A 23,518-nucleotide genomic window follows, 5' to 3' on the forward strand; every position below is an offset into this window, starting at 1 on the left:
ATAAACGTTAAATAACTTGCATTTTTAGTATTTCGGGACAGTACAGGATACATTGTTAATTTTTTAGTGTTATTTTTACACTTAATAAATATTTTTACCTAAAAAAATGTTAGGTCTATATTTATAGTCAGAAAAAATAATTCATAATTTAATTAAGAATGAAGATTACAAAATTAGCATTTGTCTTGTTTGGACTTTTCCTTTTAGGAAGTTGTAAGTCGGCTTTAGAAAAGAAAACTTGGAAAGAAGGAATTTTAGTAGATCAGTTTGTTTACGATAAAGCGCCTTATCCGTCTTGCCACGCTATTACAATTGTCGAAGCAACAAATGGTGATTTAGTAGCTTCTTGGTTTGGCGGAACTCACGAGAGAAATCCTGATGTCTGCATTTATGTGGCAATCAAACCAAAAGGAAGCGATATTTGGAACGAAGGCGTAAAAGTAGCCGACGGCGTAATGAAAGAAGGCCCAAGATTACCAACTTGGAATCCTGTTTTATATCAAATTCCAGGTGGCGATTTAATGCTTTTCTACAAAATTGGACCAAAACCATCAGAATGGTGGGGCGTAATCAGAACTTCATCTGATGGCGGAAAAACATGGTCTGAAGCTCAAAAAATGCCAGATGGTTTCTTGGGACCAATCAAAAATAAACCAGTTTTATTAAGCAACGGAACTTTACTTTGTCCGTCAAGTATAGAAGGCGACGGCTGGAGACTTCGCATGGAATCGACTCCAGATTTCGGAAAAACTTGGGTAATGGGTGACACACTTTCGAGAGGAAAACAAAAAATCAATGCCATTCAGCCAAGTATTTTATTCCATAAAGACGGCAGTATTCAAGCAATTGGAAGAACCAGAAACAGAGCAATTTTCAGCACTTTCTCAAAAGACAACGGAAAAACTTGGTCAGATGTGGAGTTAATCGGACTTCCAAATAACAACTCAGGAACAGACGCTGTAACTCTTAAAGACGGAAGACATTTGTTAGTTTACAATCACGTTCTGCCTCCAGGAAAAGAAGCAAAAGGACCAAGAACGCCTTTGAATGTTTCGGTTTCTAAAGACGGAATTCACTGGAACGCGGCTTTAGTTTTAGAAGATTCAAAAATCAGCCAATATTCTTATCCTTCTATGATTCAAGGTTCAGACGGAATGGTGCATATTGTGTATACTTGGAGAAGAGAAAAACTTAAATACGTAAAAGTTGATCCGAGTAAATTGGTAGCGCTTCCAATCAAAAATGGAATCTGGCCAGGCGAAGAAGGAAAAGTAGTGACAGCCGTAAAAGCAGAAGAAGAGTAAAGAAAAAAGTTCGCCACGAATTCCACCAATTTTCACGAATTATTATTTAAAAAATTAGTGCAATTAGTGTAATTCGTGGCAGAAAAAAAATATACCCATGATATATAAAAAACATTTATTAATTGCATTGCTAGTTGTTCTATCAACAACATTCAACAGCTGCGCAACGGCTCAGGCATCAAAAAACAAACAGCAGTACAAAGTAGCGGTTTGCGATTGGATGATTTTAAAAAGACAGAAATTAGGTGCTTTCGGATTAGCAGCTGAAATAAAAGCAGACGGAATCGAAATGGATATGGGCGGTTTAGGAAAGCGTCCGACTTTTGACAGCAAATTGGGTGATCCTGTAGAAAGAAAAAAGTTCTTAGATAAATCGAAAGAGTTAAATGTCGGAATCAGCTCAATTGCCATGTCAGGTTTCTACGCACAGTCTTTTGCCAAAAGAGAAACTATCGAACCGATGATTAATGATTGCGTAGCGGCAATGAAAAACATGAAAGTAAAAGTCGCTTTTTTACCATTAGGAACAGAAAGTGATTTGACTAAAAATCCAGAACTGCGTCCGATTGTTATTGAAAGATTAAAATGGGCAGGAAAGCAAGTCGGTAAAATTGGCGGAGTGATTGCTATTGAAACTTCATTAAGCGCCACAGACGAGAAAAAGCTTTTAGAAGAAGTAGACTCAAAATACATTAAAAGTTCTTTCAATTTTGCCAATGCCGTAGATAACGGAAGAGATATAGCATCAGAATTAAAGATTTTAGGTAAAAAACATTTAGCACAGATTCACGCTTCAAATACCGATAAATTTTGGTTAGAAAACGATCCTGCGATCGACATGCCAAAAATCAAACAAACGCTAGATGAAATGAAATGGAGTGGTTGGCTGATTGTAGAACGTTCACGAGATGTAAATCAAGTTCATAACGTAAAAGCCAATTACGGAGCGAATGTAGCTTATTTGAAGAAAGTTTTTCAGAAATAAAAATAAATTGGTGAAAATATGTAATCGTTAAACAACACAATTTTTCACTTAAAAATCTGCGTGATGTTTTTGCGCAGATTTTACTCTCATTTTTGTCATCCCGAGGAACGAGGGATCTTCGCAAGATGCTCTACAAAGATTGTCGATTTAGTTTGCGGAGATTTCTCCTCCGTTAGAATGACAAAAAGACGAAAACAATCTTATGAAAATGAATGCCCTAGCCCCGATAGAAGTGGAAATCCTTTTTTATTTTTTCTTTAAAAATAAAAAAGATTGTAACGGATAGCGGGATTAGCTCCTGAAAAAAAATTGATTGCCAAGAATAAAACCAGAACACAATGAAACATTTACAATTACTTCTTTTATTTTTTTACGTCACTTTCGCGCAAGCGCAAAACATCACCATTGTGAGTGATGCCAATGCACCGAGAGCAAAATACGGTGCAGAGAAATTAGCTGAGACTTTAACTTCAAAAGGATTTCAGGTTACAGCTTCAGACAAATTCAAAAAATCAAAAGATAAAGTAATTGTTATTGGTGAAAAAGGAACTGATTTTTGGAAAAAAAACGCCAAAAGCGCTAAAATAGACGACAGCAAACTGACTAAAAAAGAAGGTTTCCAGATTCGTACTCAAAACAATATCACGTATATCGAAGGAACAGATGCGACTGGAGCGTTGTACGGCGCTTTGGAATTGGTAGACCGAATTAAAGATTCAGGTAAACTGCCATCAGATTTGAACGTCGACGACAGTCCAGAAATGGTTTTGCGTGGCGCTTGTATCGGAATGCAGAAACCCGTATATCTTCCTGGACGTGACGTTTACGAATATCCGTATACGCCAGAAACTTTTCCATGGTTTTACGATCAAAAATTATGGATTAAGTACTTGGATATGATGGTTGATAACCGCATGAATTCCTTATATTTATGGAACGGACACCCATTTGCTTCTTTGGTAAAACTAAAAGAATATCCGTTTGCTGTAGAAGTAAGCGACGAAGATTTCAAAAAGAACGAAGAAATCTATAAATTCCTGACTGTAGAAGCGAATAAAAGAGGAATCTGGGTAATTCAGATGTTTTACAACATCATTGTTTCTAAACCTTTTGCAGAGCATTACAACATCAAAACTCAGGATCGTTCACGACCAATTACACCTTTGTTGTCAGATTACACCAGAAAATCAATTGCTGCTTTTATCGAAAAATATCCAAATGTTGGTTTAATGGTTTGTTTGGGCGAAGCGATTAATACCGTTGATGACGACGTAGAATGGTTTACCAAAACCATTATTCCAGGTGTTCGCGATGGTTTACAGGCTTTAGGAAAAACAGAAGAACCGCCGATTATTTTGCGTTCGCACGATACAGACGGACCTTTGGTAATGGAAAAGTCGCTTCCGTTATACAAGAATTTATACACAGAAAGTAAATACACAGGAGAATCTCTAACGACTTACACGCCGGGCGGACCTTGGGGTGAAACGCACAAACAGTTGAGTTCTCTAAAATCGATTCATATTGAAAACGTGCATATTCTAGCGAATTTAGAGCCATTCAGATACGGTTCACCAGATTTTATTCAGAAAACGGTAAAAGCCATGCACAATATTCACGGAGCAAATGCTTTACACTTGTATCCGCAAGCTTCGTATTGGGATTGGCCATATTCTGCAGATAAAACCAAAACAGGCGAACGTTTATTAGAAATGGACCGCGATTGGATTTGGTACAAAGCGTGGGCAAGATACGCTTGGGACAGTCAAAGGGATAGAAATGAAGAGATTAAATATTGGGATAATGACTTAGCCACAAAATACGGAACAAGTCAGGAAGCAGCTAACAATATTCTAAAAGCCTACGAAGAAACGGGAGAAATCGCTCCAAAAACGTTAAGACGTTTCGGAATCACAGAAGGAAACCGTCAAACTTTATTGTTAGGAATGTTCGAAAGCCAGTTGGTAAATCCGTCGAAATGGAGAGTATATCCGGGATTCCACGAATCTTGCGGGCCTCCGGGCGAATTATTATTGGAATACGCTAAAAAAGAATGGAATAAAGAACCGCATTCTGGCGAACTTCCAACGCAGATTATTGCTGAAATTACAGAACACGGGAGATTGGCAGTTGAAGCGATCGATAAAGCCGAAGCAAGCGTAACCAAAGATAAAGACGAATTCTTACGTCTTAAAAACGATGTACATTGCTATAAAGCTTTCGCCGATTTCTTCTCAGAAAAAGTAAAAGCTGCGATTTTGGTTTTGCGTTACAGCTATTCAAATGACATTGCCGATTTAGATAAAGCGTTGCCGCATTTAGAAAAAAGCATCGAATATTACGAGCTTTTGGTAAATCTTACGAAAGATCATTATTGGTATGCCAACAGTATGCAGACCGCACAACGACGAATCCCGATTGGAGGTGACGACGGAAACAACAAAACTTGGGCAGAATTATTACCACATTATGAGCGCGAATTAGCAAATTTTAAAAGAAATTTAGAAAAGCTGAAATCGTCTAAAGACGGTAAAATCGAAACCAAAGAAGGAAAACCTTGGAAACCTGCCGAAGTAACTTTTATTGACGAAAAACCAGGATCTTATTTAGTAAAAACAGGAACAAAAGTATATGGAACAGATATTTCTGAATTAACCAAAATTGCTCCTGAACTTCAAAATCTAAAAGGATTCTCATTCGTAGAAAACGACCAGAACGAAAAAGGTACCCATTTGAAGTTCAGAAACACAAAAGCGGTTAAATTAGTAGTCGGTTATTTCAACTCCGATCAGAAGAGATTTTTGTTACCGCCAAGTTTAGAAACCGATGCTGCAGGAAATGCACACGGTCAGGCCGAAGTAATTTTGGCAAGCGCCATGAATTTGAAAGAGTTACCACGTGTAAACATTCATACGTACACTTTCCAGCCGGGCGAAAACAAACTCGATTTGGGTAAAGGCAAAGTATTGATTTTAGGTTTCATCGACGCAGATCAGACCATTACACCGCGTGATGTTGGATATATCGATGCAGGAGAAAAAGCAGCAATCGACTGGTTATTTTATTAATAATTTGGGCGTGTTCGCCGCGGCGAATCGGGCTTTCTGCTAAATCGGGAGATACCGCCTCAATCCCTCACGCAAACCAAACGTTACGCTAAACCTGACGGGTTTTTAAAACCCGTCAGGTTTAATAAGAACTAATATACTCAATCTTGTCATCCCGAGGAACGAGGGATCTCCCCAAGAAACTCGACAAAGATTGGCGACATACTTTGTAGAGCTACTAGCGAAGATTTCTCCTTCGTCGAAATGACAAAAAAAGCCGAAGGCTTTGCATAATAAACTAAAAACAACCTTATATAACTTATATGGTTTTAAAAATATGAACAGAATAGTTTTTTTTATTTTTTGTTTTTTCTCAAGTTTTTGCTCTGTTTGGAGTCAGGGCAAAAGTTCAGTGCGTAAAGAAATTTCGCTGAATTCATCTTGGGAGACCGTAATGCTGGATAATCTTCCGCTGAAAGAAGAAGATTTTGTAGAAAATCCAAAAACTGATTCCAATTGGCAAAAGGTAAGTGTGCCTCACAATTGGGATCAGTATTATGGTTTCAGGAGAACAAAACATGGAAATTTGCACGGAACTGCCTGGTACAAAAGAACTTTAAAACTGGATAAAATTACATCCGGACAAAAGTTCTTTTTGTTTTTTGAAGGCGTAAGTTCTTATGCAACAGTTTGGGTAAACGGAAAAAAAGCCGGCGAACACAAAGGTGGAAGAACGACTTTTACGCTTGATATTTCCAAATTAATTTATGCAAATAAAGAAAACCAGATTCTGGTAAAAGCATCGCATCCATCCTTTATTGCCGATCTTCCTTGGGTTTGCGGAGGCTGTTCGGGTGAATGGGGATTCTCGGAAGGTTCTCAGCCAATGGGGATTTTCAGACCTGTTTCTTTGGTTATCACAAACGATGTCAGAATTGAACCTTTTGGCGTTCATATTTGGAATGACAAAACGGTTTCTAAACAAAAAGCGATTTTACATACCACTACAGAAATCAAAAATTACGGCACTTCAAACCGAAATTTAACCGTAGAGAATACTCTTTTTGATGCTTCAGGAAAGAAAGTTTCAAGCATTAAAAATCAAATCAAATACAATTCGGGAGAGAAAAAAGAAGTGGCGCTGACCTTGCCTGAAATTCAAAATCCGAAATTGTGGTCGCCTTCAAATCCGTATTTGTATAAATTGGTTACGACTATTTCTGAAAACGGAAAAATTATCGATCAGTTAACGACACCTTACGGAATCCGTTGGGTGAGTTGGCCGGTTAGCCGTGACGGAAAAGACAATCGTTTTTTCATTAATGACGAACCTGTTTTTATCAATGGAGTTTGTGAATACGAACATCAGATAGGAAATAGTCATGCATTTTCAAACGAACAGATTCATGCTAGAATCGAGCAAATAAAAGCCGCTGGATTTAATGCTTTCCGTGAAGCGCATCAGCCTCATAATTTATTATACCAAAAAGAATTAGACGAAAACGGAATCTTATTCTGGAGCCAGTTTTCGGCGCATATTTGGTACGATGCACCAGAATTTAAAGAAAATTTTAAAACGCTTTTACGCGAATGGATTAAGGAACGCAGAAATAGCCCGTCGGTTGTGATGTGGGGTTTGCAGAATGAAAGCACAATTCCGAAAGAATTTGCAGAAGAATGCACGCAGATTATCCGCGAAATGGATCCGTTATCGGAGAAACAAAGAATTGTAACGACTTGCAACGGCGGAGAAGGAACCGATTGGAATGTGGTTCAAAACTGGTCTGGAACTTATGGCGGTGATCCGTTAAAATATCATCTGGAAATGACGACTCAGTTATTAAACGGAGAATATGGTGCATGGCGTTCGGCAGATTTGCATACCGAAGGCGAATTCGATCAAAAAGGAACTTTGAGCGAAAATCGTTTTTCTCAATTAATGGAAATTAAAGTCCGCGAAGCTGAATCGGTAAAAGATAAAATTGCAGGACAATTCAACTGGCTTTTTGCTTCGCATGAAAATCCAGGACGCGTGCAGAACGGAGAAGGATTTAGAGATATCGACAAAGTTGGACCAGTTAATTACAAAGGACTTTTTACGATTTGGGGCGAGCCTTTGGATGCGTATTATATGTACCGCGCCAATTATGTTTCGAACAAAACCAATCCGATGGTGTATATTGTTTCGCACACTTGGCCAAGCCGTTGGGAAAGTGCCGGAATCAAAAACGGAATCGATATTTACTCCAATTGCGACGAAGTAGAATTGTTTAATGACGTCAATAAAATGTCATTAGGAAAACTAAAAAATCCAGGAATAGGAAAACATTTTCAGTTTAACAATGTCAACGTTCAGTACAATGTTTTATATGCCGTTGGATACGTAAACGGAAAAGCCGTTGCGAAAGATTATGTTGTTTTAAATAATCTTCCAAAGGCACCAAATTTAGAAGCTTTAACACCAAACAAAACAGATATTTTAAAAGCGAAAAGCGATTTAAATTATATCTACAGAGTAAACTGCGGTGGTTCTGAATTCACAGATTCCAACGGAAACACTTGGTTAACCGATACACACAAAAGCGGAAAAAACAGCTGGGGTTCTTTATCATGGACAGATAATTTTGAAAAACTGCCAGATTTTTATGCAAGCCAAAGAAGTACTTTTGACCCAATCGACGGAACAAAAGATCAGTCTTTATTTCAAACTTTCAGATATGGGGTTGACAAATTAAGTTATGAATTTCCTGCACCAGATGGAGAATATGTAATCGAATTATACTTTACAGAACCTTGGTACGGAACGGGTGGAGGATTAGACTGCAAAGGCTGGCGTTTGTTTGATGTTGCCATAAACGATAATATAGTTTTAAAAGATTTCGATATTTGGGCAGAAGCGGGTCATGATAATGCTTTAAAGAAAACGTTGAAAGTAAAAAGCGTTGGCGGAAAAATTAAAATTTCGTTTCCAAATGTCAAAGTGGGGCAGGCGATTATTTCGGCAATTGCAATCGCAACCAAAGATTATCACGCGAGACCTGTTGAGGAATCAGCTAGAAATATTCAGAATGTAAGTTTAGATTCTAAAGATTTTAAAATCGCTTCTTGGTTAGATATCAATTCAAAACAATATCTAAACTCAGAAGTTGTATTTACAGAACTTCCGTCAGAACTTTTCGGAGCTGATTATGTACAGTTTTCTGCTGATTCAAAAGTTTTAGGCTCGTTTACAGCAAAAGAAGAATCGAATATTTATGTTTTAGTTGACAATAAAATAAAGACATTATCTTGGCTTTCGGATTGTAAAAAAATAGAAGAAAAAGCGAAAAATAATGCTGGAGTTTCTTTTGATGTTTTCACTAAAAAAGTAAAAAAAGGGGAGAAGGTTTCTTTTGATAATTCAGAAACGACGACTTCAATTGTCGTAGTTCCAACCTATGATATGGGCGAAAAAGACGATTCGAGACCTGTTGTAATCATCGAAGCCGAAAAAACGAAAACAACTGGAACTGGAATCGAAAAAGGAAATTTCAAAAAAGCAGATTATATTGAATTCACAAAAAAGACGAATAACAGTATTGAGTTTGAAGTAAAACCTGGAGTTGCGGGGATTTATTTGATGCGTTTCCGTTTTATGAACCGAAATGAAACGCCATTAAAAGTAAAATTCAAAATGGAAGATGCATACGGAATTTTAATGCGAAATGATACGATTGAGTTTTTCCCTTCGCCAGAAAAATGGAAAATATTAAACACAACATCAGGAGGTTATATCAACGCTGGAACGTATAAAATTACTTTGGAAGGAGATGATTTGAAAGGGTTAATGTTGGATAATTTCGAGTTTCAATAAAAGGTATTTGCCACGAAGACGCGAAGGCACAAAGGTTTTTAAACCATATAAGTCATATAAGTTCAATTAAGTTTGATCGCGTTAAGATTCCTTTGTCAGGCTGAGCGGAGTCGAAGCCCGCGCAAGAAGCTCGACAAAGATTGGCGATTAAGGTTACGGAATTACTTTGTGTGGGCTTCGACTCCGCTCAGCCTGACAAATAAAGAGTATAGATTTAAATTAGAATAAAAAAATAATCGCGCAAAGTCGCAAAGACGCTAAGAAATTAACCATATAAGTGATATAAGAAATTTTACGTTTTGCTAAAATAAACTTATATCACTTATATGGTTTCAAAAAAAACTTTGCGAGAGAAAAAATAAAAATATGGTTAAGAAAATTTTACTTGCATTTACAGTTTTGCTTTCAGCATCAATAATGGCTCAAAAACAAGCCAGAATTGTAGAAGACTTCAATAAAAACTGGAACTTCAAATTAGGAGATCATCCAGAAGCGATAAACGCAAACTACAATGCATCAGATTGGAGAACGCTTCAATTGCCACATGATTGGAGTATTGAAGGAGCTTTTGATAAAGATGCTAAAACTAAACAAGCGCAAGGTTTTTTACCTGCTGGAAAAGGCTGGTATCGCAAGACTTTTACTATTCCTGCAAGTTGGAAAAGCAAAACAATTTCGATTGAATTTGATGGAGTTTTTAAGAATAGCGAAGTGTTTATAAATGGTAAATCATTAGGAATGCGTCCAAATGGATATATCTCTTTTGGATATGATTTGTCTCTTTATTTGAATTATGGACAAGCCAATATTATCGCTGTTAAAGTTGATAATGATGCGCAACCCAATTCAAGATGGTACACAGGTTCTGGGATTTACAGAAATGTGAGATTGGTGGCTAGCGAAAAACTGCATGTTGGGAAGTGGGGAACTTTTGTAACTACGCCTGAAGTTTCAACAAACAAATCAAAAGTGCATTTAGAAGTTACAATTGATAATGATAATGATACCGCTAGAGAATTTACATTGGTGACTTCTATTTTAGATGCTAAGAATAAGGAAGTGGCTAATAAAATTTCGATAGAGAAAATTGAGGCTAAAACATTTGAAACTAAAGTGCATAATCTGGATGTTCTAAAACCGCAACTATGGAATACTGAAAATCCCTATTTGTATAAAGTTGTCACTAAAATCTACGAGAAATCTATACTAGTTGATAATTACGTAACACCACTTGGATTTAGATTTTTCAATTTCGATTCAGAAAAAGGATTTTCATTGAATGGTGTTCCGACTAAAATTTATGGAGTTTGTCTGCATCACGACAATGGCGCTTTGGGTGCGGTTGAAAATATTCATGCCGTTCGCAGAAAGTTGACGTTGATGAAAGAAATGGGTGCAAACGCCATCAGAATGTCTCATAATCCGCATTCTTTGGAAATGATGCAATTGTGCGACGAAATGGGATTCATCGTTCAGGACGAAGCTTTTGATGTTTGGAAAAAGAAAAAAGTAACCAACGATTACCACAAAGACTGGGATGCTTGGCACAAACAGGATTTGGAAGATTTTATTAAAAGAGATCGAAATCATCCGTCTGTAATGATGTGGAGTATTGGTAATGAAATCCGTGAACAGTTTGATTCGACTGGAATTGCGATTACTCGTGAATTAGCAAAAATCGTAAAAAATCTGGATACAACGCGTCCCGTAACTTCCGCTTTGACGGAGAATGTAATCGAGAAAAATTTTATTTACCAGTCGGGCGCTTTAGATTTATTAGGTTTCAATTATAAACACGAAGATTATAAAGATTTCCCCACGAAATTTAAAGGGCAAAAAATACTAGCTTCAGAAAGTGTTTCGGCTTTGGAAACGCGTGGACATTATGATTTTCCTGACGGAATAAAAGCTTGGCCGACCAAACACGGCGCTCCGTTTGACGGAAATGCTGACTGGACGGTTTCGGCGTACGATCAGGTGAAATCGTATTGGGGAGCAACGCACGAAGAAAACTGGAAAACAATCAAAAGTCAAGATTTTATGGCGGGAACTTTTATCTGGACAGGATTCGATTATATCGGAGAACCAGATCCGTACCCGTTTCCGGCAAGAAGTTCGTATTTCGGAATTGTAGATTTGGCCGGACTTCCAAAAGATGTGTATTATATGTACCAAAGCGAATGGTCAAAGAAAGACGTTCTGTATATTTTTCCGCATTGGAACTGGAAAAAAGATCAGGAAGTTGCTGTTTGGGCGTATTATAATAATGCAGATGAAGTGGAGCTTTTCTTAAACGGAAAATCTCTCGGCAAAAAAGCCAAACAAAATGATGATTTGCATATTTCGTGGAATGTGAAGTTCGAACCTGGAACGCTAAAAGCGGTTTCCAGAAAGAATGGAAAAGTAGTTTTAGAAAAAGAAATTCATACCGCTGGTGAAGCTGTTAAAATTGATTTAAAGGCAAATAAAACTTCTATCAAAAATGATACTTACGATTTGGTTTATGTGACAGTTTCTTTAGCCGATAAAGATGGAAACCTTTTGCCAAATGCCATGGACTTAATCAATTTTGAAGTTACTGGTGGAGGAAAATTAGTTGGGGTTGATAATGGTTATCAAGCCAATTTGGAATCGTTTAAAGCGAATTCTTGTAAGTTGTTTAACGGAAAATGTATTGCGATTATTCAGTCGAATGGGAAGAAAGAGAGTATTCGTTTGAAAGCTTCTGCCAATGGATTGTCGTCTTCAGAAATTACAATAAAAGTAAATTAAAAAAATCTCGCAAAGGCGCGAAGTCGCTAAGCTTTTTGAACCATATAAGTTATATAAGTAATTTTAAGTTTTGCCTTTATGATCTTAAATGACTTATATGGTTTTCTTTTTTGTATAATCTTTGCGCCTTCGCGCCTTTGCGAGATTTTTCATAATATGCTTTGAAGTATTTTTTGTGTTGTTTGTAGAATTAAACCTATATTAGCTTTATAATATTTAAAAGCCGAAAAATGATTTGTACAATTTATTCGCATCATTTAGGACTGGAAAAAATCAAGCAAATATTTCTTTCTCATGTTCCTAATGGCGTTTTTTCTACTAATGGTGAAAATCTAGAATTTGAAGTAAAAGGCGGAATCTTAAGTCCGTCAAAGAAAATAACATTATTTTACAGAGAAAGAGCTGTTCCTTCTTATCAAATTCCACAAATAGATGATTCTGAATTAACTGCCAATTTAAAAGGTCTGTATGGATTTGTAGATTCGTTACCGACTGAAAATGAAAAGGTAAAAGGATTATTTCTTCATAAAATACAAACGCTGAATTCAGAATTTTCGATTCGAGAAGATAAAGGAGAATTAAAGGAATTAAATACCATTATCGCTGATTTGGCAAAGGAATTTGACGCTGTTCTATTTGTTCAGCCAAAAACTATTATTAGCAAATCTGAAACGCAGCATTTTCTGGATAAAGATTTAAATCTGATTATTGATACAGACGGAAAATGTGAAATAGAGGATTTAAAAGTTAATATCAATTCGGAATATTTTGATAACGATCAAACGGATTTAGATGAAGATCAAATAGAAAGAAAAGCAAAAAACGAAGCAATTCTGGAAAGCGAAAATATAAAAATCAACAAACATTTGCCTTGCATTGAATCGGAAAGAGAAACTACAATTCGATCAGCAAAGGAAATTGCCGAAAGAGTAAGCGTTTTGGCTGTGACGAATTTAGTTGCTTTCAATAGTATTTCTTCTGAAGAAGCGGTTGATTATTTGCAGGAATATAAACTTTGGGAATCTGTAACTGAAGGTGAAAAGGAATTTCTAGCAAACCCAACGGAAGACAAAAAAATGTACGAAACTTGGAAATGTGAAGGTATTTGGACCTTGATGTGGGCTTTGAAAAAAGTAGATGCAATAGATTTTCCGAATGAGTTCTGTGATCTTGGAAATATTAGTTCGGAAAATTATCCTGTCGGACAAGACAAAAATCCTTTTGAATTTATAAACGCAGTTCATGAAGTTCGTTCTAAAAAAGAAATTTTAGACGCTGCCGATTTGTATTACAGATATAATTGGGCTTGTGTAGACGAAAGAATTAATGGAAGACAAATAGAAAACATTAATCCAGGAATTGTGTACGAAAGGCAATATGCGCTCAATTGGCTAATTCATTACATGGATCAAGATTGGGATAATGTTACCTGCGACACTTAAACATAAGCTGTGATTTTTTTTGAACCATATAAGTTATATAAGAATTTTTAAGTTTTTGGCTTAATTAAACTTACATGACTTATATGGTTTAATTTTTGTGAATATGTTTTTTGTGATAGAAATAATGTTATTTTAGCTAAAGATTAGTCGTGTTAAATAATTCACTTCACGACCTAGAAATACTAAATCATAAACGGTTTTATGGATAAAACACTTTGGGAAAAAGTTGTAGTATTTAGTTTTGATAATCCGAATGATGAATACGGATTTTCGACACGATTAGCATTAGAAAATCAATGGACATTATATTTTACTCAAAGTGCTATATTGGAGTATAAAAAGTTCATGTTTTTAGCAGCCACAAACAACGAAATGGTCTCGCCATCTGAAATAGTGGATATTGTCTGGCATCAGCATTTAATTTTTACCAATTCCTATTCTGATTTCTGCAATTTATTGGGAAAAAGAATCGAGCATATTCCGTCAACGCATAATAAGTCTGAGTTTGAGAAATTTCAAACGGCTAAAGAACGAACTGCGGCACTTTACGAAATCAATTTTGGAAAACAGCCCGCAGAAGTTTGGCATTATAACAATGAATTTGATTCTCTACAACTGCAAAGAAGTAAATTTGATGTCAAGAAACTGAGAAAAAACTTCTTTAAATATACTTTGATAGGATCTTTTCCTGTTTGTCTGATAATTTATTTTCTTTTAATAAAAATTCAGAATCCTCATTTCATAATTGGTTATTTGTTACTTTTTGTTGCAGTATTTTTATTGTTGAAAGATTATGTTCGAAATAAATTCAATGCTTTATATGCCGAATTAGAATCGAATGCAATTATAAAAAATCTTACTGTCTTTGAACTTATTTACTTTAGAGATAATAATTTAGATGCGGTAATTCACGGCGTCGTCAATAAATTGATTGAACGGAATAAGGTAAAGATTTTAGAGAACAAAAGACTGGAATTAATCGACGAAAGTTTGGGCGATAATCCATATGAAAACTGTGTTGTCGAAATTATGAAAGAGTTTGAGCCCATGCCGTACAAGCAACTGTGCTGGAATGTGAGACAGAAACCTATTTTTGAACAGCTTCAAAAAGCAACTTATAGAATAAAGGATAGAATTATCGCATCGAAACCATTCACGAATGTGATGATTACAGTAATGATTACTTTGGGAGCACTTTTAACTATTGGTTTTAGCAGACTTTTTTCTGGGCTTTGGAGAGACAAACCAGTTATATTTTTGCTGGTCGCTCTCGTGCCTTTAATTTTCATTGTATTTTACTATTTAAATCAGTTATTAAATCTAATTTTTGTAGATATTATTCCTTCTTCGATTAAAGAAAAAGTATTAAGCAGAGGCGAGAGTATGCGAGATTGGGAATGGGATTATTTTCTCTACGGAACTGCAGTGCTTTCTGCAGCCTTTATTCCGTTAGTGAATTATGCTTCACCGTCATCTACTTCTTCTGGTGATTATTTCAACTTTTCGAGTTCAACCGATTCAGGTTCCTGCGGTTCTTCTTGTGGGAGTTCTGGAAGTTCCTGTGGCTCCTCATGCGGAAGTTCCTGTGGAGGTTGCGGTGGCGGAGATTAATATTTTTTGAACCATATAAGTTATATAAGAATTTTAAGTTTTTGGCTTAATTAAACTTACATGACTTATATGGTTTAATTTTTTTAATTTTAAACTTTGCGTCTCCGCGACTTTGCGAGATTAAAATTTTAAACAAAATGACACCGACTTTTTTTGCAGATCAAAAAGATTTTAGAAAATGGCTAGAAAAGAACCATCAAAAAGAAAAAGAACTTTTAGTTGGTTTCTATAAAGTTTCAAGCAAAAAGCCCTCAATGAGTTGGTCAGAATCTGTAGATCAAGCGCTTTGTTTTGGCTGGATAGACGGCGTTCGCAGATCGATTAATGATGAAAGCTACAGCATTCGTTTTACTCCGAGAAGGCCTTCTAGTATTTGGAGTGCCATTAATGTTCAAAAAATGGAAGATTTGACTAAAGCAGGTTTAATGACAGATGCAGGTTTAAAAGCTTTTAGTTTTCTATCAGAAAATAAATCAAAAATATATTCGCACGAAAAGAAAGAACCTATACCGCTTTTAGAAGCTTACGAAAAGGAATTTAAAAGCAACAAAATAGCTTGGGAGTTTTTTGAGAAACAAGCACCATCCTACAAGAAAGTTATGATTCATTGGATTATGAGTGCCAAACAGGAAAAAACACAATTGTCAAGACTGGAAAAAACTATTGTGGAAAGCGAAAAGCATAAACGAGTGATGTAGTAAAATCCAATAAAATTCCTTATATTAGTGGTTTGACTTATAGTATAATATGGAAAAAGAAAATACCATTATAAAAGGAGAGATTTTGTTGGGTATTATTTTTGCCCTCGAATTATATGCTTTACCCGTACAATTTTATTTATTATTAAAAGGACCTGGTTTTACCTTTTTTAGTGCAGCCGTGCGTTTTTTCAGTTTTTTTACAATTACAACAAATACAATTGTTTTCTTTTGCACCGCTTTTTTATTATTTGGAGGCAGATGCAAGCTTAATGCGTTTTTCAAAAAATGCACCACAATTACAGCCGTAACCGTTTATATTCTAATTGTCGGAATGGTTTTTAATTTGCTTCTTCGTCACATCGTCGATTTAAAGGGACATCATCTTATTGTAAGCGAAATATTTCATTCGGTAGTGCCAGTTTTATTTTTCTCGTATTGGCTATTTTTTGTGAGTCCACAAAGAATCTCTTTTAAGGTTATTTTGGGATGGCTCGTTTATCCTATTCTCTATATTATTTATACTTTGTTTCACGGAATTACGACCAATTTTTACCCGTATCCGTTTATTGACGCAACTAAATTGGGCTTTAAAACTGCTCTCGTAAATGGATTATTCGTTTTAATTGCTTTTGTGGTTTTGTCAGTGATTTTAATTTCTATTTCAAGGCTAAGAAAAGAAGTTTAGAATTAGCCATTATAAATTAATTACAGATTCTAATGTTGATTTCTTTTGGTTTATAATGAACAGCTGGCTTTTATCGTCTAATAAAATTTTATAGTTAAATTCTTTTTCCGAATCAAACTTCCAGTTTTTTAGTTCTTTAAAACTTTTTTTAATCAATTTTAAGTTTTCACTATTATTCTTTGAAACAATTATCATTTTTGTTAATGCTGTTTCTTGCATTTTTTCAATAGAACTTTTTGAAATTTCCGTTTCATATTCGGTTCTAGAGCGAAAACGGAATTTTTTTTGAATAACGTTAAAATCATCTTCATTTTCAGAAATGACATATCTGTAACTCATTACATTATCTAATTCGTTTATCCAATCAGGAAATTTCTGCTCATAAATCGCAATGTAGCGGTCAATGAAACTTTTATCGATAGGTTTTTTCTGAGCGATATATTCATTTACCATTGGATAAATTTCCTTAGACATCAGATTGATATACTTTTGATAGTACCAATCTTTTTCATCTATTTTACCATTAAGCTTTCCGTAAACATACCCATTTCCCAATGCGGTCGCGAGCACTTCATTTAACAGCTGATAAGCATAATTGCTGTATTTGGACTTATTTTCTTTAAAAGCATTTGAGATTTCAGTTTTAACCTCGAGAGATTGTTCATTATAAATAATATGATACGTTTCGTGTAGCATTACACTAAAAAGATCTTTGTAATTTGTTAAGTCAGTTTGAATGGCGCTGATAAAATTATTTTCAAAAGATTGAGCTGTAAAGCCTTTAGAATTGGGAAGCGGATAAAAAGCAATTTCGAACGGAATTGACGTGTCCCAACTCGAATTGTAGAATAGTAAACCTATTGTAAAGTAATCCTGAATATTGTTTTCATTTGCATATTTAGTAATTTCGACAATTTGCTTTTCAAACTTCTCTTTGTTCGGATTGTAAATCAATTCATTATAAATTGGAGTAAATGCAGAAATAATTCTGGTTAGATCATTTAAAGTCTTGTTCGTTACAATTCCAATTGAACGCATTTTGAAATCTTTTAAATTCTCAGTTTCAATGAGATTTTTTCTTAAAAAATCTTTAGACTGCATTGGTTTTTTTGAGTCTTCAGGAAATCCATCAAATTTATAACTGTAATCGATAGCGAGTTTGTCAAATTCTGACACTAATTTTTGAAATTCTTCTGTATTATATTTCGACTTATGAAATTCGGTTTTGAAAACATTTTCGGGATAGTTTTCAGAAAGATTCTGTATAAAAACAAAAACGGCCAATTGCTCAGAATACTTTATATTGAATGTCGCTTTTTGCGCAAATGATAATGAAGATTGTACAAAAAAGAGGAAAATTAAAATTTGGAATTTCATTAAAGTCTAGATAAATTAAAAGAATATTTTTTTACAATTGCTTTTGTAAAACGAAATCAAATTTAATAAAATCATTGTGGAGAAAAAGATAAAAATATAAGAATGTTATTATAAATTTGGTTTTTTAACCAAAACTCTTCTAAAATAGTCATTGGTCGAAATTCTTTAAATCAAAATCCTTAATTCTAGTACATTTATAGTTTAGAATATATTAAAACCAAAACCCTAATGAAAAATATTTTCCTTTCGCTTTGTCTTTTTGGCGCTTTCACAAGCAGTTTCGGACAAGAATTACCAAATGCTCCAAAACCTTTTGGACCGCTTCCGACACAGAAACAAATCGATTGGCAGGAAATGGAATTTTATGCTTTTGTGCATTTTTCATTAAATACTTTTACCAATAAAGAATGGGGTTACGGAGACGAATCGCCAGAACTTTTTAATCCGTCACAATTAGATGTTCGACAGTGGGCTCGCATTGTGAAAGAGTCGGGAATGAAAGGAATTATTTTGGTTGCCAAACATCATGACGGTTTCTGTTTATGGCCTTCGGCGTATACAGAACGTTCAGTTAAAAATTCGCCTTGGGAAAATGGAAAAGGCGATTTGGTAAAAGAATTAGCCGCTGCTTGTAAAGAATACGATTTAAAATTAGGATTATATCTTTCGCCTTGGGACAGAAATCATCCGCAATACGGAAAACCCGAGTATATCACGTATTTCAGAAATCAGCTAAAAGAATTATTGACGAATTATGGAGATGTTTTCGAAATGTGGTTTGATGGCGCAAATGGTGGCGATGGCTACTACGGTGGAGCCAATGAAATGAGAAAGATCAATTCGTTAACTTATTACAACTGGGAGGAGACCTATAAATTAATTTATGACATAGCGCCAAAAACGTTGGTTTGGGGCGTTGGTCCGTCTGAAGCGAGATGGATTGGAAATGAAGAGGGTAGAGCGGGAAAAACCAATTGGTCATTATTGCGTCAGAAAGATGAATTGGCTGGAAAAGTGCATTATACCGAATTTATGTCGGGTCATGAAGACGGTGAAAAATGGGTTCCAGGAGAAGCCGATGTTTCGATCAGACCAGGATGGTTTTATCACTCCGTTGAAGATGATAAAGTGCGTTCGCTTGACGAAATGGTCGATATTTATTACGAATCGATTGGTCGAAATGCAACTTTGTTATTGAATCTTCCAGTTGATCAACGTGGTTTGGTTCATGAAAATGATGAAGCGAGATTGAAAGAATTAGTTGCTACAATTAAAGCCGATTTCAAAACAGAATTATTGGCAGATACACAAGTTCAAGCTTCAAATACAAAAGGAGCCGATTCTAATTTTGGCCCTCAAAATGTTATTGACGGAAATAAAAACACGTATTGGGCAACTGACGAAAAAGTAAAAGAAGCCACAATTGAATTTACGTTTAAAAAGCCAACTGCTATCAATAGAATTTTACTTCAGGAATATATTAAGCTAGGACAGAGAGTTAAATCTTTTTCTGTTGAAGCCAAAATTGATGGAAATTGGAAAACGATTGCCAATGAAACTACAATTGGCTACAAAAGAATTCTACGTTTGGATCGTGTTACAGCTTCGGCTATTCGAATTAATGTTTTAGATGCGAAAGCTGGATTTGTAATCAGTACGATCGAAGCCTATAATGCTCCGACCTTCGTTAGGGAACCTCAAATTCTTCGCGATAAAAATGGTTTGGTTACGATTAAATCGGAAGATGGAGCTGCTGTTTATTATTCGCTTGACGGAAAAAATCCTTCGGAAAAAAGCATTCTGTATAAAGCTCCATTCGTATATAATAAAGCAGTAGAAATAAAAGCGATTGCTAGAAACACAAAAGAGAAAATCAATAGTGCAGTAAAAACAGCTAAATATGGGGTTTCTAAAGAAAAATGGAAAGTAATTTCTGTTTCGAGTGGCGACAATACATCTGCTGAACGCATTATCGACGGAAATCCAAATACAGATTGGGGATTTGGAAATGATGAAAATAAATTGCCTCAAAGTGTTGTGATTGACATGGGAGAATTGGTAAGCATTAAAGGTTTTACGTATACGCCGCAACAGGTTGGCAACAACTTGAATCTGATCTCCAATTATGAATTGTATACGAGTGTTGACAGTTTTTATTGGGACAAACAATCAGAAGGGGAGTTCTCTAATATCAAACATAATCCAATTGAACAAATTAAGAGTTTTACTGCAGTTAAAGCAAGGTTTTTAAAGTTTGTCGCTACAGCTGGCGTTGGAAAATCACAAAGTGTTTCGATTTCTGAAATTGGAGTTGTCGAATAAAAGCTTTTTCGGAAACTTTAGAAATAGCTTAGCATTCTTATTTTGTCTTTTGCCGAAGCGCAGCCGTTATTAGTCGAATTTTTAAGACGAACGAATAATTTAATTCTACTTTTATCTTAGAAATTAAATGGCAAGGCAAATGATTAAAGAAGATATAGGTTTTAGAGAAGCAGGGAAATTTGAAGAAACTCGTTACGAGAAAATTCACAATGTTATTTTCGAATCTTCGCAAGAAGCTTCTTTACTTGTAGCGCAGGAAATTGCCAATTTAATTCAGAGAAAAAATGAACTGAACGAACCTTGTGTTTTAGGTTTGGCTACAGGTTCTTCGCCAATTAAGGTTTACGAAGAATTGGTAAGAATGCACAAAGAAGAAGGACTGAGTTTTGAAAACGTAGTGACTTTCAACTTAGATGAATATTATCCGATGGATAAAAATGATATTCAGAGTTATTATCATTTTATGCACGAGCATTTGTTCAATCACGTCAATATTCTTCCAAAAAATATAAATATTCCAGACGGGCAGGTGAGTGCCGAGGAATTACAGCAATATTGCATCGATTACGAAATGAAAATCAAGTCGTACGGCGGATTGGATTTTCAGCTTCTCGGAATCGGCAGAACAGGACATATCGGATTTAATGAACCAGGTTCTCACGTTAATTCGGGAACGAGAAGTATTACTTTGGATCATATAACCCGTGTCGATGCGGCTTCTTCTTTTTTAGGAATTGATAATGTTCCGAGAAAAGCCATTACAATGGGAATTGGAACCGTTAGGAATGCAAAAAGAATAGTTTTACTTGGTTGGGGAATCAGTAAAGCAGGAATTATAAAAAAGACAATCGAAGGACAGGTTTCTTCGCAAGTTCCAGCGACGTATTTACAAGAGCACAACAACACAACATTTGTTCTGGATACGGAAGCTTCGTCTGAATTGACACGAGTAAAAACACCTTGGCTGGTGAAATCTTGTGTTTGGACAGATGAATTAAAATTGAAAGCGGTGGCTTGGTTAAGTGAGCTGACTAAGAAACCATTTTTAAAACTGACAGACAAAGATTATAACGACAACGGAATGTCGAGTCTTTTGACGGAAGAAGGAACTGCATACGATTTGAACATTAAGATGTTTAATAAAATGCAACAGACAATCACTGGCTGGCCGGGCGGAAAACCCAACGCAGATGATACTTATCGACCGGAGCGTTCCACGCCGGAGAGAAAGAGGATCATTATTTTCAGCCCGCACCCAGATGATGATGTGATTTCGATGGGAGGAACTTTTGACCGTTTGGTCGAACAAGGACATGAGGTTCATGTGGCGTATCAGACTTCTGGAAATATTGCCGTTTCTAATGAAGAAGCTTTGAAGTTTGCAGAAATTTCTAAAGCATTGAATCCGAATTCTGAAGTTTCTCAGGAAATTATCGATTTTCTTAAAAACAGAACGGGGACAGAAATTGATTCGCCTGAGGTTAGAAAATTGAAAGGATTAATTAGAAGAAGCGAATCTTTTGGTGCAACACGTTACATTGGCTTGCCAGATTCAAATGTTAACTTTTTAGATCTTCCGTTTTACGAAACAGGAACGGTTAAAAAGAATAATCTTTCGGATGCAGATATCGAGATTATGTGCGATATCATTGAAAGAATAAAACCGCATCAAATTTATGCCGCTGGAGATTTAGCAGATCCGCACGGAACTCATAAAGTGTGTTTAGACAGTTTGTTTGAAGCTTTGAAAAGATTAAAACACAAAAGCTTTATGAATGATTGTTGGGTTTGGCTGTATCGAGGCGCTTGGCATGAATGGGAATCGTACCAAATTGACATGGCAGTACCAATGAGTCCTGACCAGGTTATGAAGAAACGACATGCTATTTTTTATCACCAGTCTCAAAAAGACGGCGTTATGTTTCAAGGTGATGACAGCAGGGAGTTTTGGGTGCGAGTTGAAGACAGAAATAGATTGACTGCAGAAAAATACCACAGCTTAGGTTTAGCAGATTATTCGGCTATAGAAGCGTTTAAAAGATATCACTTTTAGTGATTTTTTGCAGCAATGAAGATAATAGACTATTTCATGGTTTATTTTGGTTAGTTACCTATAATTGAGTAAAATGCGGTCGTGGTTGGCCGCATTTTTTTTTTTTTTTTACTGTGAATGGTTTTACCGCAGAGAGCGCTAAGGATACGCAAAGATTCGCAAATATTTTTTTAAAGTTTTGTCATCCTGAGCGTCCCGAAACTTCGGGAGAAGGGCGCAAAGGTTTTTCTCAAAGATTGTCTGTAGAGACGCACTGCAGTGCGTCTAACGTTTGTAATATAATCGCGCAAAGACGCAAAGTTTTTATAAAAACTTCAATATCAAAAAACAATAAAATTCCGTAGGAATGGACAATTTTGTAGCAACGGATTTTAATCCGTTGAAATGATAATTTTTGTTTTGAATTAGTTCCGTAGGAACGACATATATAAAAAACAAAAAATGCTTCGATCCTACGGATCTAATTTGTATTGGAATCCATCAATCCCGGGATTAAAATCCCGGGCTACAATATGAATCGAGCTTACAGCTCTTTTTTTTATTTTTATCTCTCCATAAAAAAAAATCGCAAAGCTTAAAAAATAAACTTTGCGACCTTTGCGTAATTCTTTGCGCTCTTTGCGGTTAAATCTACTATATCGAAGAATTCAAGATTTTCTGTTTCACTTCGTCAATATAAGATCTTCCTATAACGTAACGAAGTCCTTCAATTTCAATACTATTTCCTTCAACGGCGTCAATTTTGTCAATCGCAATGGTGTAAGATCTGTGGATTCTGATAAAATCTCTTTCGGGTAATAAACTTGTAAAATCGGATAAAGTGCTGTGAATGATAAACTTTCCAGAGGTTGTGCTTATTTTTAGATAATCTTTTAAACTTTCAATAACCAAAATTTCGTTCAAGAAAATCTTCTTCATTTTCTTTTTATCAATCTTAACGAAGATAAACGGATTTTCTTTACTGTTTTCTATAGGTGCTTTGGTATTGGCATTTAGACGTTTGCTGATTTTGTTTACTGCTTTCATCAAACGTGGAAACTCAATTGGCTTTACCAAATAATCTAATACGTCCAGTTCGTAAGTTTCAATAGCAAATTGGTCATAAGCGCTTGTAATTACCAATAAGGGCGGATTTTCTAAGCTTTTAATAAAATTAATACCGTCCAAAACAGGCATATTGATGTCTAAGAAAATTACATCAATCGTATTGTTTTTTAAAAAATTAAGGCCTTCAATAGAATTACTGAAAGTGCTTACCAATTCTAATTCTTCAATCTGCTCAATATAATTTTTAATAACGTTTATTGCCAATGGCTCATCATCGATAATTAAACACTTTATTTTCATTTGTACTGTTATTTTGGGC

The 23,518-nt window shown here is 35.5% G+C and carries 13 protein-coding genes; 11 read left to right on the forward strand and 2 right to left on the reverse strand.

The features are described 5' to 3' along the window. Window positions 1-158: 158 nt before the first annotated feature. From Q9Q97_RS09105 to Q9Q97_RS09145, 9 genes are all read left to right on the forward strand, one after another. Entirely contained in the window at window positions 159-1,304 is a 1,146-nt protein-coding gene (locus tag Q9Q97_RS09105) for an exo-alpha-sialidase (RefSeq protein ID WP_306156280.1), read from the forward strand. Between the two features lie 97 nt (window positions 1,305-1,401). Continuing rightward, window positions 1,402-2,289 carry a sugar phosphate isomerase/epimerase gene (locus Q9Q97_RS09110; protein ID WP_306156281.1) on the forward strand — a complete coding sequence of 296 codons (888 nt, stop codon included), beginning with the start codon at window positions 1,402-1,404 and terminating at the stop codon, window positions 2,287-2,289. Window positions 2,290-2,627: 338 nt separating this feature from the next. Beyond that, window positions 2,628-5,357: a glycoside hydrolase family 20 zincin-like fold domain-containing protein gene (locus tag Q9Q97_RS09115; RefSeq protein WP_306156282.1), complete on the forward strand. Its 2,730-nt coding sequence runs from the start codon at window positions 2,628-2,630 to the stop codon at window positions 5,355-5,357. A 391-nt stretch (window positions 5,358-5,748) separates the two neighbouring features. After that, the gene (locus Q9Q97_RS09120; RefSeq protein ID WP_306156283.1) at window positions 5,749-9,189 is read left to right on the forward strand and encodes a malectin domain-containing carbohydrate-binding protein; all 3,441 of its coding nucleotides are present in this window, start codon (window positions 5,749-5,751) and stop codon (window positions 9,187-9,189) included. A gap of 366 nt (window positions 9,190-9,555) precedes the next feature. Further along, a complete protein-coding gene (locus Q9Q97_RS09125) occupies window positions 9,556-11,961 on the forward strand; it encodes a sugar-binding domain-containing protein (protein ID WP_306156284.1) in 2,406 nt (801 codons plus the stop codon). A 230-nt stretch (window positions 11,962-12,191) separates the two neighbouring features. After that, window positions 12,192-13,403, forward strand: a complete 1,212-nt coding sequence (locus Q9Q97_RS09130; RefSeq protein WP_306156285.1) for a DUF4272 domain-containing protein — start codon at window positions 12,192-12,194, stop codon at window positions 13,401-13,403. Between the two features lie 201 nt (window positions 13,404-13,604). Then, a complete protein-coding gene (locus Q9Q97_RS09135; protein WP_306156286.1) occupies window positions 13,605-15,014 on the forward strand; it encodes a hypothetical protein in 1,410 nt (469 codons plus the stop codon). Between the two features lie 137 nt (window positions 15,015-15,151). Beyond that, window positions 15,152-15,712: a YdeI family protein gene (locus Q9Q97_RS09140; RefSeq protein ID WP_306156287.1), complete on the forward strand. Its 561-nt coding sequence runs from the start codon at window positions 15,152-15,154 to the stop codon at window positions 15,710-15,712. Between the two features lie 49 nt (window positions 15,713-15,761). Next, window positions 15,762-16,400: a Pr6Pr family membrane protein gene (locus Q9Q97_RS09145; protein WP_306156288.1), complete on the forward strand. Its 639-nt coding sequence runs from the start codon at window positions 15,762-15,764 to the stop codon at window positions 16,398-16,400. A 9-nt stretch (window positions 16,401-16,409) separates the two neighbouring features. Here Q9Q97_RS09145 and Q9Q97_RS09150 read toward each other — a convergent pair whose 3' ends face one another. After that, on the reverse strand, window positions 16,410-17,777 hold the full coding sequence (locus Q9Q97_RS09150) for a hypothetical protein (RefSeq protein WP_306156289.1): 1,368 nt from the start codon (window positions 17,775-17,777) through the stop codon (window positions 16,410-16,412). Window positions 17,778-18,005: 228 nt separating this feature from the next. On the opposite strand from Q9Q97_RS09150, the gene Q9Q97_RS09155 reads away from it, so the two are divergent. Together Q9Q97_RS09155 and nagB are read left to right on the forward strand one after the other, a co-directional pair. Further along, window positions 18,006-20,099: an alpha-L-fucosidase gene (locus Q9Q97_RS09155; RefSeq protein WP_306156290.1), complete on the forward strand. Its 2,094-nt coding sequence runs from the start codon at window positions 18,006-18,008 to the stop codon at window positions 20,097-20,099. Window positions 20,100-20,238: 139 nt separating this feature from the next. Next, window positions 20,239-22,152, forward strand: a complete 1,914-nt coding sequence (gene nagB, locus Q9Q97_RS09160; RefSeq protein ID WP_306156291.1) for a glucosamine-6-phosphate deaminase — start codon at window positions 20,239-20,241, stop codon at window positions 22,150-22,152. A 633-nt stretch (window positions 22,153-22,785) separates the two neighbouring features. On the opposite strand, the gene Q9Q97_RS09165 is transcribed toward nagB, so the two are convergent. After that, window positions 22,786-23,499 (reverse strand): LytTR family DNA-binding domain-containing protein, encoded by a 714-nt coding sequence (locus Q9Q97_RS09165; RefSeq protein WP_306156292.1) that lies wholly within the window; start codon window positions 23,497-23,499, stop codon window positions 22,786-22,788. Window positions 23,500-23,518 lie beyond the last annotated feature (19 nt).

It is taken from the genome of Flavobacterium sp. DG2-3 (genome assembly GCF_030730925.1).
GTDB lineage: Bacteria > Bacteroidota > Bacteroidia > Flavobacteriales > Flavobacteriaceae > Flavobacterium.